Origin of the sequence: Pseudomonas sp. TWI929 (assembly GCF_039673335.1) — a bacterium.
Taxonomy (GTDB): domain Bacteria; phylum Pseudomonadota; class Gammaproteobacteria; order Pseudomonadales; family Pseudomonadaceae; genus Aquipseudomonas.
Window position 1 is genome coordinate 1 of sequence record NZ_JBDJLK010000114.1, and the last position, 12,798, is coordinate 12,798.

Consider the following 12,798-nt stretch of genomic DNA (forward strand, 5'->3'; position numbering starts at 1 on the left):
CGGGGGGGGGCGCCGCTTCATTTATCACATTCACCCTTGTGTTATGGGTAGCGTGGCCCCGCCTTTGCGCGGGCACCCCCGCCAATGGGCCGGCACAGGCAAACCGCAATGGGCGGATTCCCGCCAACACCCCTGTACAAATCCCGCCACCGGGCGGAAATCCGCCAGCCTTCCTCAGGCAAATCGCCCCGTCGCTGGGCATTTATCCCTAGCAATTACGGCCCTTGCACCCTTCATGGGCATTTTGGCACCACCCTTGCTATTGATCCTCGCAGAGGCCTGCCCAGGCAGCTCGAACACAACGACAAATCCCTCCAGGTGCAGGAGGGTTAGCGATTCAGGTGCCCCATCACCCTGGGAAGGGTGAACCGGCACACTTGAGGAAAATTAGCCATGACGACACGTCAGCCGCTGTACAAATCCCTGTATGTCCAGGTGTTGGTCGCCATCACCATCGGCATCCTGCTCGGCCACTTCTACCCGGAAACGGGCGTCGCCCTCAAACCCTTGGGTGACGGCTTCGTCAAACTGATCAAGATGGTCATCGCCCCGATCATCTTCTGCACCGTGGTCAGCGGCATCGCCGGCATGCAGAGCATGAAGTCGGTCGGCAAGACCGGCGGCTACGCGCTGTTGTACTTTGAAATCGTCTCCACTATCGCCCTGATCATCGGCCTCGTCGTCGTCAACGTGGTCAAGCCGGGCGCTGGCATGCACATCGACGTCACCACCCTGAACGCTAGCAGCGTGGCTGCCTACGCCGCCGCTGGCGCGCAGCAGACCACCGTCGGCTTCCTGCTCAACGTCATCCCCAACACCGTGGTCGGTGCCTTCGCCAACGGCGATATCCTGCAAGTGCTGATGTTCTCGGTACTGTTCGGCTTCGCCCTGCACCGCCTGGGCAGCTACGGCAAGCCGGTGCTGGACCTGATCGACCGCTTCGCCCATGTCATGTTCAACATCATCAACATGATCATGAAGCTGGCCCCGATCGGTGCCTTCGGTGCCATGGCCTTCACCATCGGCCAGTACGGCGTGGGTTCGCTGGTACAGCTGGGCTACCTGATGGCCTGCTTCTACATCACCTGCCTGCTGTTCGTGCTGGTGGTGCTGGGTGGCATCTGCCGCGCCCACGGCTTCAGCGTAATCAAGCTGATCCGCTACATCCGTGAAGAGCTGCTGATCGTGCTGGGTACTTCCTCGTCGGAATCGGCCCTGCCACGCATGTTGGCAAAGATGGAGCGCCTGGGTGCCAAGAAGTCGGTAGTCGGCCTGGTCATCCCGACCGGTTACTCGTTCAACCTCGACGGCACCTCGATCTACCTGACCATGGCTGCGGTGTTCATCGCCCAGGCCACTGACACCACCATGGACATCACTCACCAGATCACCCTGCTGCTGGTGCTGCTGGTGGCTTCCAAAGGTGCTGCCGGCGTTACCGGTTCGGGCTTCATCGTCCTGGCCGCCACCCTGTCGGCCGTTGGCCACCTGCCGGTTGCCGGCCTGGCGCTGATCCTCGGCATCGACCGCTTCATGTCCGAAGCCCGTGCCCTGACCAACCTGGTAGGCAACGCCGTTGCTACCGTGGTCGTGGCCAAGTGGGTCAAGGAAATGGACAACGACAAGCTGGCATCGGAGCTGGCCTCCGGCGGTGCACCGCTGGTCGATACCCGTCCGACCGATGACCTGGGCGTGGCTGAAGGCCCGGCTCGTTGATCGTGTTGCGGTAAACGAAAAAGGCGACCCGAGGGTCGCTTTTTTCATGCCTGCGCGGTCCCTTTGTAGGAGCGGCCTTGTGTCGCGATCGGGGCGCGTAGCGGCCTCAGGATTTCCGCCACCCTGCAAGATCGCCGGGGCTGCTGCGCAGCCCGATCGCGACACAAGGCCGCTCCTACAAGGGACCGCGTACAGTCTTGAGTCGAGCTTAGGCCAGCACCACCTCCAACACCCGGATCACCTCCGGCTGCGGGTAATGCCACCTTACCTGCACATCCCAGAACTTCACCCCATAAACGCGCTCGGCCGGTGGCACCTGATAAGCCGGCCGTGGGTCTTGCGCCAGGCATTGCTCGATCAGCTCCACCAGCGGCTCGCCCAGGCGCAGGGCATGCTCGCGGGCCTGGGGCAGGGCGTTGTCACCCCACTGCACGGTGATTGCGGCAGGTGCCTCACTGGCTATCTGGTTGCTGGCGCCGGCGATGCTGTCGGCGTATGGCACATAAGGCTTGATGTCCAGCACCGGCGTGCCGTCCAGCAGGTCGATCCCGGACAGCAGCAGGCGTCCGGGCTCCACACCTTCCAGGCGCACCACCGACTGACCAATGCCATTGGGCCGGTGGGTGGCGCGGGTGGCGAACACCCCCATGCTCTTGTTGCCGCCCAGGCGCGGTGGCCGCACCTTCAGGCGCGGCTTGTCCTCCAGGGCCTGGTGGAACAGGAACAACAGCCACACATGGCTGACCTGCTCCAGGCCCTCGACCGCGTCACCCTGGTCGAACGGCGGCAGCAGTTCGAGCACGCCGCGGGCGGCAGGCGCCAGTTGGGGCTGGCGCGGGATGGCGAACTTCTCCTTGAAACAGGAGCGGACGATGCCGACCGGGGCGACCGTGTGCTGCATGGCCACTCAGCCACGCACGCGCAAGGTCAGGCCCTTGAGGAAGTTGCGCAACAATTGGTCGCCGCACGGGCGGTAGTTGTCGTGGCCAGCCTTGCGGAACAGCGCGCTGAGCTCGGGTTTACTCACCGGGAAATTGACCGCCTTGAGAATCGCATGCAGGTCGTCTTCCTTGAGTTCGAAAGCCACCCGCAGCTTTTTCAGGATGAGGTTGTTGGTCACTGGCAGCTCGATCGGCTGCGCTGGGCGGCTGTCATCCTTGCCACGGCGGTGTACCACCAGGCCGTCGAGAAAGTGCGCCATCACCCGTTCCGGGCAACGCACGAAGCCTTCCTCGTCTTCTTTCTTCAGGTAGGTGGCCAGCACCAGGGGATGCACTTCGAGGCCAGAAAGCCCGATGATTTCGGCCATCTTGGCGTCGTTCACCTTGAGCATGTAGCGCAGGCTGCGCAGGACATCGTTGTGGTTCATTGCTGCAGAATCCTGTTCAGGTGCCACGCCTGTGGGCGTGGCGTATTGCTTAGAAACGTTCGGTAGTGGCCAGGTAGCGCCATTGGCCCAAGGGCAGCTTGCCCATCGACACGCCACCCAGGCGAATGCGGCGCATGCCCACCAGCTCCAGGCGCAGGTAGGCGCATAGCTCGGCAATCTGCCCTGGCTGCGGGTTTTTCAGGGCCATGCGCAGGTGGGTCTCGTTCTGCCAACTGGCCTTTGCCTTGGGCAGCTCGCGGTCATTGCGCGTGGCCCCGCGCGCCAGGCGTTCCAGCGCCTGGGGCGTGGTCTCGCCGCGCACTTCGACAATGAACTCCTGCTCCAGGCGACGCAGGTCGGCTTCGATCTTGCGGGTTACCCGCCAATCCTGGGTGAACACCTGCAAGCCGCTGGCGCCGCGTTCCAATGGAGCCACGCAGGCCTGCCGGGCAAAATGCCCGTGCAGGGCGCGCACGCCATCACGGTGGGCCTCGCTGAGGGTGGCCATGTTCATGTTGGCGCGGGCGGTTTCGCTGTCTACGCCAGCCGGCTGGTTCAGCAGCAGGGTCACCGGCTCCAGTGTTTCGGCACGAGCACCTGGCAGCAGCTCGACACGCTGCTGGTCGACCTTGAACTGCGGCTGCTCGACCACCAGGCCATCGACCGTGACCCAGCCGCCTTCGATATACAGCTCGGCCTCCCGGCGAGAGCAACCAAGCTGCTCGATAAGGCGTTTGGACAGGCGGACGGGTTCGGACATGACGACAATTCGCAAAGGCAGGGAAAGACCAGCATTGTACCTGCCCGCGCGGCAGAGGGGCTGGGAATCTGTGTCATTTACGCCGTTTTGCGCAGGCGCATGTGCAGCAACGGGTAGGGCTGCCCCAGGCCATCGGTTGCCGAGCGGCCAACCACCTCAAAGCCTTCATGCAGGTAAAAGCCCAAGGCTTGCGGGTTTTGCTCGTTGACGTCCAGGCGCTCGGCATTCAGCTCGTCGATCGCATAGTGCAGCAGGCGCTTGCCAACCCCTTTGCCACGGTAGTCAGGTGCGACGAACAGCATGTCCACGCGCCCGTTGGCGACCCCGGCAAAGCCACAAATGCGTTGCTGGTGCTTGCAGCAGATCAGCATCACCGCGTCGAGGTAGCGGCGCAGCACCTGTTCACGCAGCAGAAGGATGTAGCTCTCTGGAAGGAAGTCATGGGTGGCACGTACCGAGTCCTCCCACACCTGTACCAGCTCGCTGTAGTCACGCAAGCGCGGGGTTTGCAGCGTCAGTAGCGGTTGCATGCCGATGTTCCTCCGTGGCGATAATGAAAACATAGCAGGCCAACCACTGGTCGGCTTTTGCGTGCGCCGCTTGAAGCTCTGGGCGCAGAGGTCTATTAATTAGGCGTGGGAAAAATTCCCACGCAAAGAAAAGAAAAAACTGAAAACAAGATTCCCGACTTGATTTGGCGTTTCTCGTGGCGACGACCTGGAGACGGACTATGCAAATCCACCTGCTGTTCAAGAAGGCTTTACTGGCGGCGGCCGTAGCTGGCGTGCTGTCGACCTCCATCGTTTTAATCCCTGACTCGATTTCTCATGGCTCCAGCGCCTACGCCAAAGATGGCGGCGGTGGCGGCGGTGGCCATGGTGGTGGCGGTGGCGGCCACGGTGGTGGCGGTAGCGGCGGCGGTGGCGGCCACGGCGGTGGTGGTGGCAGCGGTGGTGGCGGTGGCAGCGGTGGTGGCGGTGGTGGCCATGGCGGTGGTGGTGGCAGCGGTGGCGGTGGTGGCCATGGCGGTGGTGGTGGCAGCGGTGGCGGTGGTGGCCACGGTGGCGGTAGTGGCGGCCACGGCGGCGGAAGCGGCAGCGGCGGTGGCCACGGCAGTGGAGGCGACGGTGGCGGCCATGCCGGCAACAGTGGCAGCGGCCACGACGGTCAGGGCCACGAAGGCAACTCGAACGCTGGGCGCAGCAGCAATCATGCTGAAGCGGGTGACGATCATGGCAATCACGTTGGTGGTGAGCCCGGTGATGATCACGGCAATCACGTTGGCGGTGAGCCCGGTGACGATCATGGCAACCATGTTGGCGGTGAGCCCGGGGATGATCATGGCAATCATGTCGGCGGTGAGCCTGGCGATGATCACGGCAATCATGTTGGTGGTGAACCTGGTGATGATCATGGCAACCATGTGGGTGGCGAACCGGGTGATGACCACGGTGTTCATGCCGGCGGCGAGGTCGGGGATGACAACAGCAGAAGCTGATTGGTCCTGATCCGGATTGGCTCATGCAAAACCCAGGGGACGGGTTTTGTATGGCCAGGTGCCGGCCTGTTCGGCCTTTATCACGTCCTTGCAATGAGCGTTGACAGCTTTTTCTCATCCCTGTCGGGAAGTGGTTGCAATTCGTGTGGGATGTTTTCCCGCGTCGTATACTGGGTTCATCTGTCAAGGAATGCGCTCAATGCAATCGCCCACCTTACCCCCGTCGATGTTAAGCGCACTGCGGCGTGTCATGCGCCCGCTGGTGCGCCTGATGCTTCGCAAAGGGGTGACCTATACGATGTTTGCCGACTTGCTCAAAGAAGTGTTCGTCGACGTTGCCCATCGTGAGTTTCGCCTGGACGACGCGGCACCAACAGACAGCCGCATCAGCCTGCTTACAGGCGTTCATCGCAAGGATGTGCGGCGGCTGCGCAATGAAAGTGACACATCGATCGGTGCCCTACCGGAAAACATCACCTTAGGCGCACAGTTGGTCAATGTCTGGACCACCAGCCCACCGTTCTGCTCGGCTCCTGGCCAGGCATTGGCGCTGCCGCGGCTGGCGAGTGTCGGCGGCGACTGCTCATTCGATGCCCTGGTGGCGAAGGTCAGCACCGACATCCGCGGGCGGGTAGTGCTGGATGAGTGGTTGCGCCTGGGGGTGGTCCGGCTCGATGAGCAAGACTGTGTCCATCTGGAAGCCCAGGCATTCGTACCGCAGAAAGGCTTCGACGAAAAAGCGGCCTACTTCGGCCACAACCTGCATGACCATGCTTGCGCAGCGGTACATAACCTGAGTGGCGAAGGCCAGCCATTTTTCGAGCGCAGTGTGCACTACGATGCCCTGAGCGTGGCCAGCGTCGACAATTTTCGTGAAGCGGTCGCCAAGGATGGCATGCAGCTGCTGCTTGCCTTCAGCCGGCTCGCGGCAGACCTGGAAAGCGTCGATGTGCCCAGTATCGAGCAACGTCAGCGCATCACTGTCGGGCTTTATTTCTACACTGAAGCCACTGATACCGATTTGTCGAAGACACCAGACCCATGACCTTTCTCGCGCGCTGCCTCAGTGTCGTCACGCTCGCCCTGGGTTTCGGGTTGAGCCTGGTGGCGCCTGCCGAGGTGGCCGCAGCACCGGTTTGTGTCAGCCGTGACGAAGTGGGTATGGCCGGTGCTGCAGGCCTGCAGTTCCCAGGCGGTGTGGGCGGTACCGGGGCCAAGGCGGGCGGTGTCGGTGGTACTGGCGTGCGCAGTGAAAATGGCGGCGTGGGAGGCACCGGAGCGCCACTCCCGCAACGCCCCGGTGGCACCGGCGGCACTGGCGCGGTGGCCGAAGGTGTGGACGGCACCTACTTCGATCACAGCCACGGTGGCGTAGGCGGTACCGGCGCGCCGATCCTGCGCCCAGGGGGCACAGGCGGCACAGGCATCGTCGGCACCATCACCGGGTTCGCCTCGATCTGCGTCAACGGCATGGAAGTGCACTATGGCAAAGACGTACCGGTGAGTGAAAACGGTGCGCCAGCCAGCAGTGGTCACCTGGCGATCGGGCAGGTGGTGGCGGTGGAGGCATTCGCCACCCAGCGCGGCCTGCAAGCAGGGCGTATCTCGATTCTCAACGTTTACGAAGGGCCGCTGACGGCACTGCCCAATGCGTCGGCACCTCTGCGGGTGATGGGCCAGCCGGTGCGGCTTGCCGCAGGCGCGCGGGTAGCCGAAGGGCTACGCCCGGGCGAGCCGGTCAGGGTCAGTGGCCTGCGCGATGCCCAGGGTGAAGTGGTGGCAACCCGTATCGAACGGGCGCCGGGCCTCAAGGAAGCCAGTGCTATTGGTGCGGTCGATCGCCCAGGCAACCTTCAGGGCCTGAAGCTGGGCACCCGCGTAGCCCCTGCTCGGGAAGTGCTGGTGCGCGGCCAGTGGACTGGGCGCCAATTGGAAGTGGCGCAAACCCGTCCAGACCCGAGCCTGCCTTTTGCTGGCCGTGTCCAGCAGGCGGTGGTCGAAGGGCTGGTACAGCGCACGCAGGCACGGCAATTGGTGGTCAATGGCATCAATGTGACGCTGGGGCAGGGCACCGTGATTGTAGGCAAACAGCCGGCGGCGTTGGCACTCGATCAACGTGTTCGGGTGAGCGGGGTGCTCAGCGGTACTCACGAGCTGCGGGCAACCCGCGTGGAGTTCCAGGACGAGCGTGCCGACAATCCAGACAGAGGCCATTCGGGGCATGGCAGCGGGCACGATAGCAGTAGCTCTGGCGACTCTGGTCACAGCGGTCAGGGAGCGAGCGATGCGACCAGCGCTCGCGCTGAAAGCAGTGATGATCACAGTGGGCGCAGTGCCGTTGAAGACTCCAGTGGCCACCGCAGTTCTGAAAGCGTGGACAAGTCTGGCAAGTCAGAACACGTCGAGACTGTGGAGCAGCCCGAGAGCAGCAACAGTGGCCGTTCCGATCGGGTAGAGAAGGTTGAAGTCGAAAAGGTGGAAAAGGCCGAGAAGGTTGAAAAGGTAGAAAAAGTAGAAAAAGTAGAGAAGGTCGAAAAGCCTGAAAAAGTTGAGAAGGTCGAGAAAGTAGAGAAAGTAGAGAAAGTAGAGAAAGTAGAGAAAGTAGAGAAAGTAGAGAAAGTAGAGAAAGTAGAGAAAGTAGAGAAGGTAGAGAAGGTAGAGAAGGTAGAGAAAGTCGAGAAAGTCGAGAAAGTAGAGAAAGTAGAAAAGGTAGAGAAAGTCGAGAAGCCAGAGAAGGTTGAGAAAGTAGAAAAAGTAGAAAGGGTCGAAGTACCTGAGAAAGTCGAGAGGGTAGAGAAGGTCGAAAAGGTCGAGACCGTTGAAAAAGTAGAGCACCCAGAGCGATCCGGGCGTTAGCCAACTAGGCTGGGTAGGTCCGACCACACTTCCCGAAGGGTCCTGAGGTGCCGATGAGACCTGCGCTTCCTCTGCTTGCCTGCATGTTGTCATGTACCAGTGCATCGGCCTTGGCCGATACCTTCAGCATCGCCACGGGCATGGACTATTCAAGTGGCGACTATGGCACCGGCACCACTTCGGAAATCTGGTACGTGCCGGTGGTCGGCAAGTATGAGACCGGCCCCATGACCTACAAGGTGACCGTGCCTTGGTTACGCATCACCAACCCCGAGGTGGGCCCAAACGGCGACCCCTTGCCCGGTGGTTGCCATGATGTGGAAAGCGGGCTGGGCGACACGGTCGCCAGCGCCGGCTATGCCTTGCTTGATGGCAGTGACGGCGGCCTGATGCTGGACCTGATCGGCAAGGTCAAATTCCCCACCGCCGATGAAGACCAGTGCCTGGGTACCGGTGAGTACGACTACACCGCCCAGGTCGACATCACCAAGGGCTTCGGCATGGTCACCGGCTTCGCCACATTGGGCTGGAAGAAGTTCGGCGACCCACCCGACAGCGACTTCGACGACCCTATATTTGCCAGCCTCGGCTTCGCCATACCGGTGGCCACGGGCACTTCGGCAGGCGCTTCCTACGATTGGCGGCAGAAAGTGGTTTCGACCGGCTCGCAGATCCAGGAACTGACCTTGTTCCTCACCCACAAGCTCAACCAGCAGTGGAAAGTGCAACTGTACGCGGTCAAAGGCTTCTCCGATGCCAGCCCGGATGCCGAAGGCGGATTGATGCTGTTTCACACGTTCTGACGAAAAAGCCCCTGTGCCGGTCATTCCCTGTGGGGAACGCCGGGGCAGGGGGGGTTCAGGCGGCCGCCGTTTTAGATGGGTTCAGCCCACATGTCATACTCGTCGGCATCCACCACACGGCAACGCACTTTGTCGCCCGGCTTGAAGCCATGGTCGCCGTCGATGAACACGCTGCCGTCGATTTCCGGGGCATCGAAGAAGCTGCGGCCAACCGAACCTTGCTCCTCGACTTCGTCGATCAGCACCTCGATTTCCTTGCCGATGCGCAGCTGCAGGCGGGCAGCGCTGATGGCCTGCTGGTGGGCCATGAAGCGGTCCCAGCGGTCCTGCTTGACGTCGTCCGGTACTTCGTCCAGGCCCAGGTCGTTGGCCGGGGCGCCTTCCACCGGCGAGTACTGGAAGCAGCCCACGCGGTCGAGCTGGGCTTCAGTCAGCCAGTCCAGCAGGTACTGGAAGTCTTCTTCGGTCTCGCCCGGGAAGCCGACGATGAAGGTGGAGCGGATCACCAGCTCAGGGCACTGCTCGCGCCAGTTTTTGATGCGCGCCAGCGTGCGGTCTTCGAAGGCTGGGCGCTTCATCGACTTGAGCACTTTCGGGCTGGCATGCTGGAACGGGATATCCAGGTACGGCAGGATCTTGCCAGCGGCCATCAGCGGGATCACGTCGTCGACGTTCGGGTACGGGTACACGTAGTGCAGGCGCACCCAGGCACCCAGGCTGCTCAGTGCTTCGCACAGCTCGAGCATGCGGGTCTTGACCGGGCGGCCGTTCCAGAAGTCGGTCTTGTACTTGACGTCGACGCCGTAGGCGCTGGTGTCCTGGGAAATCACCAGGATCTCCTTGACCCCGGCCTTGACCAGGCGCTCGGCCTCGCTCAGCACTTCGCCCACCGGGCGGCTGACCAGCTTGCCGCGCATCGACGGGATGATGCAGAAGCTGCAGCTGTGGTTGCAGCCTTCGGAAATCTTCAGGTATGCATAGTGGCGCGGTGTGAGCTTGACGCCCTGTGGCGGCACCAGGTCGATCAGCGGGTTGTGGTCCTGACGCGGCGGTACCACTTCGTGCACGGCGTTGACCACCTGCTCGTACTGCTGCGGGCCGGTGACCGACAACACGCTCGGGTGCACGTCACGGATGCTGCCTTCTTCGACACCCATGCAACCGGTGACGATGACCTTGCCGTTTTCCTTGATCGCTTCGCCGATTACTTCCAGCGACTCGGCCTTGGCGCTGTCGATGAAGCCGCAGGTGTTGACCACCACTACGTCGGCGTCCTCGTAGGTGGGCACGACTTCATAGCCTTCCATGCGCAGCTGGGTCAGGATGCGCTCGGAATCGACCAGGGCTTTTGGGCAACCCAGGCTTACGAAACCTACCTTGGGGGTGGCGGGCGTGGTGGACATGACTAACCTCGGTATTGAATGCAGGTCGCCCGGCCAGAATCGGGGGCGATCTTGACGGGCGCTTTTGGCGCCTCTGATCAAAAAGTGCGCAATTCTAGCGAGCGCGGGGTCGCTTGACCAGCAGAAATACGACGAACGCTGCGCTATGCTTCGCGCCGTTGCGTCAGGCTGCCTTCAACCGCCTGGTGGCAAAGTGAATACTAAGGGCCGTAATGGCCGTCTGCGGGAGTGGTCGATGGTTCAGGCAAGCAGTCACGCTGAGGGCGGGCACGAGGGGAAGCAGGGCGCGGCGCGGTCGCTGGGCCTGCTCGTGGCGGCGGTCGGGGTGGTTTATGGCGATATCGGCACCAGCCCGTTGTATACCCTCAAGGAAGTCTTCAGCGGCGGTTATGGGGTGCCGGTCAACCACGATGGCGTGCTGGGGATCCTGTCGCTGATCCTCTGGTCGCTGTTGTGGGTGGTGTCGTTCAAGTATGTGATGTTCATCCTGCGCGCCGACAACCAGGGCGAGGGCGGTACCATGGCGCTGACCGCGCTGGCGCGGCGGGCCACAGCGGCCTACCCGCGCCTGCGCACGCTGATGGTGATCTGCGGTTTGATCGGCGCTTCGCTGTTCTATGGCGATAGCATGATCACGCCGGCGGTGTCGGTGCTGTCGGCAGTGGAGGGCATGGGCCTTGCCTTCGACGGCATCGACCACTGGGTGGTGCCGATTTCGCTGGTGGTGCTGGTGGCGCTGTTCCTGGTGCAGAAGCACGGCACCGAGAAAATCGGCAAGCTGTTCGGCCCGATCATGGTCACCTGGTTCGTGGTGCTGGGGGCGCTGGGGGTGCATGGCATCTCGCAGAGCCCGGAAGTGCTCAAGGCCTTCAACCCCGGTTGGGCAGTCAACTTCTTCGTTGTTCACCCCGGCATGGGCGTGGCTATTCTCGGCGCGGTGGTGCTGGCGCTGACCGGTGCCGAGGCGCTGTATGCCGACATGGGCCACTTCGGCCGCAAGCCAATCGCCCGGGCCTGGTTCATCCTGGTGCTGCCGGCGCTGGTGCTGAACTATTTCGGCCAGGGGGCGCTGCTGCTGCAAGACCCGGAGGCAGCACGTAACCCGTTCTACCTGCTGGCGCCAAGCTGGGCGCTGCTGCCGTTGGTCGGGCTGGCCACCGTGTCCACGGTGATCGCCTCGCAGGCGGTGATATCCGGGGCCTTCTCCCTGACTCGCCAGGCCATCCAGCTGGGCTACATCCCGCGCATGCAGATCCAGCACACCTCCAGCGACGAGCAGGGGCAGATCTACATCGGTGCGGTGAACTGGACGCTGATGGTTGGCGTGGTGCTGCTGGTAATCGGCTTCGAGTCGTCCGGCGCCCTGGCCGCGGCCTACGGCGTGGCGGTGACCGGTACCATGCTGATGACCACCATCCTGGTCTCGGCGGTGATGCTGCTGCTGTGGAAGTGGCCGCCGGTGCTGGCGGTGCCGATCCTGGTGGGCTTCCTGTTCGTCGACGGGCTGTTTTTTGCCGCCAACGTGCCGAAAATCGTCCAGGGCGGCGCCTTCCCGGTATTGGCCGGTGGTGTGCTGTTCCTGTTGATGAGCACCTGGAAGCGCGGCAAGCAGATCCTGGTCGAGCGCATCGACGAAGGCGCGCTGCCGTTGCCGCTGTTTATCAGCAGTATCCGCATCCAGCCGCCGCACCGGGTCGAAGGCACGGCGGTGTTCCTCACCGCACGCTCCGATGCCGTGCCACATGCGCTGTTGCACAACATGCTGCATAACCAGGTGCTGCACAGCCAGGTGGTGCTGTTGACCGTGGTCAGCGAAGACCGGCCACGGGTGCCGGAGCAGGAGCGCTTCGAGGTGGAGGCCTATGGCGATGGGTTCTTCCGTGTGTTGCTGCACTTTGGTTTCATGGATGAGCCGGATGTGCCGGCGGCATTGAAGCTATGCCACCTGGACGACCTGGACTTCACGCCGATGCGCACCACCTACTTCCTCAGCCGCGAGACGGTAATTGCTTCACGGCTGGAGGGGATGTCGCGCTGGCGGGGCAACCTGTTTGCATTCTTGCTGAAGAATGCCAACGGTAACTTGCGCTTCTTCAACCTGCCGCTAAACCGTGTGATCGAGTTGGGGACCCAGGTCGAGATCTGAAGGGCAACGTCAGTCTCAAGGCCACACTCGCCCTTTTGTGGGAGCGGCCTTGCGTCGCGAAAGGGCCGCAAAGCGGCCCCAGCAATAGTTGCAGCAACACTGAAATCCTAGGGCTGCTTCGCAGCCCTTTCGCGACACAAGGCCGCTTGTGTCTTGAGAGGGGATTAGAATCTGGAGTGAGAGCGGTGAATGGCAAGCTGAATGCCGGAGGTGCCTTGAGCACGTGTGGGAGCACAAGCTGCCATTC

The 12,798-nt window shown here is 62.4% G+C and carries 11 protein-coding genes; 6 read left to right on the top strand and 5 right to left on the bottom strand.

The window, feature by feature from the left end; genetic code table 11:
• Nucleotides 1-393: 393 nt before the first annotated feature.
• The gene (locus ABE456_RS26360; RefSeq protein ID WP_346646538.1) at nt 394-1,716 is read left to right on the top strand and encodes a dicarboxylate/amino acid:cation symporter; all 1,323 of its coding nucleotides are present in this window, start codon (nt 394-396) and stop codon (nt 1,714-1,716) included.
• A 208-nt stretch (nt 1,717-1,924) separates the two neighbouring features.
• On the opposite strand, the gene tsaA is transcribed toward ABE456_RS26360, so the two are convergent.
• From tsaA to ABE456_RS26380, 4 genes are all read right to left on the bottom strand, one after another.
• Nucleotides 1,925-2,617: a tRNA (N6-threonylcarbamoyladenosine(37)-N6)-methyltransferase TrmO gene (gene tsaA / locus ABE456_RS26365; protein ID WP_346646539.1), complete on the bottom strand. Its 693-nt coding sequence runs from the start codon at nt 2,615-2,617 to the stop codon at nt 1,925-1,927.
• Nucleotides 2,618-2,623: 6 nt separating this feature from the next.
• Nucleotides 2,624-3,085: a DUF1456 family protein gene (locus tag ABE456_RS26370; RefSeq protein ID WP_346646540.1), complete on the bottom strand. Its 462-nt coding sequence runs from the start codon at nt 3,083-3,085 to the stop codon at nt 2,624-2,626.
• A gap of 49 nt (nt 3,086-3,134) precedes the next feature.
• Nucleotides 3,135-3,845, bottom strand: coding sequence for an rRNA pseudouridine synthase (locus ABE456_RS26375; RefSeq protein WP_346646541.1), 711 nt, complete (start codon nt 3,843-3,845; stop codon nt 3,135-3,137).
• A gap of 77 nt (nt 3,846-3,922) precedes the next feature.
• Nucleotides 3,923-4,375 (bottom strand): GNAT family N-acetyltransferase, encoded by a 453-nt coding sequence (locus tag ABE456_RS26380; RefSeq protein ID WP_346646542.1) that lies wholly within the window; start codon nt 4,373-4,375, stop codon nt 3,923-3,925.
• A 212-nt stretch (nt 4,376-4,587) separates the two neighbouring features.
• On the opposite strand from ABE456_RS26380, the gene ABE456_RS26385 reads away from it, so the two are divergent.
• The 4 genes from ABE456_RS26385 (at nt 4,588) to ABE456_RS26400 (ending at nt 9,002) form a co-directional block, all read left to right on the top strand.
• A complete protein-coding gene (locus tag ABE456_RS26385; RefSeq protein WP_346646548.1) occupies nt 4,588-5,343 on the top strand; it encodes a hypothetical protein in 756 nt (251 codons plus the stop codon).
• Nucleotides 5,344-5,542: 199 nt separating this feature from the next.
• Nucleotides 5,543-6,388, top strand: coding sequence for a DUF6502 family protein (locus tag ABE456_RS26390; RefSeq protein ID WP_346646543.1), 846 nt, complete (start codon nt 5,543-5,545; stop codon nt 6,386-6,388).
• Nucleotides 6,385-8,199 carry a DUF5666 domain-containing protein gene (locus tag ABE456_RS26395; RefSeq protein ID WP_346646544.1) on the top strand — a complete coding sequence of 605 codons (1,815 nt, stop codon included), beginning with the start codon at nt 6,385-6,387 and terminating at the stop codon, nt 8,197-8,199. Before ABE456_RS26390 ends, ABE456_RS26395 begins: the two co-directional genes overlap by 4 nt.
• Before the next feature lie 53 nt (nt 8,200-8,252).
• Nucleotides 8,253-9,002 (top strand): hypothetical protein, encoded by a 750-nt coding sequence (locus ABE456_RS26400; protein ID WP_346646545.1) that lies wholly within the window; start codon nt 8,253-8,255, stop codon nt 9,000-9,002.
• 71 nt (nt 9,003-9,073) lie between these two features.
• Here the strand turns inward: ABE456_RS26400 and rimO are convergent, their stop codons facing one another.
• Nucleotides 9,074-10,405: a 30S ribosomal protein S12 methylthiotransferase RimO gene (gene rimO / locus ABE456_RS26405; protein WP_346646546.1), complete on the bottom strand. Its 1,332-nt coding sequence runs from the start codon at nt 10,403-10,405 to the stop codon at nt 9,074-9,076.
• A gap of 235 nt (nt 10,406-10,640) precedes the next feature.
• On the opposite strand from rimO, the gene ABE456_RS26410 reads away from it, so the two are divergent.
• Nucleotides 10,641-12,551, top strand: a complete 1,911-nt coding sequence (locus ABE456_RS26410) for a potassium transporter Kup (RefSeq protein WP_346646547.1) — start codon at nt 10,641-10,643, stop codon at nt 12,549-12,551.
• Nucleotides 12,552-12,798 lie beyond the last annotated feature (247 nt).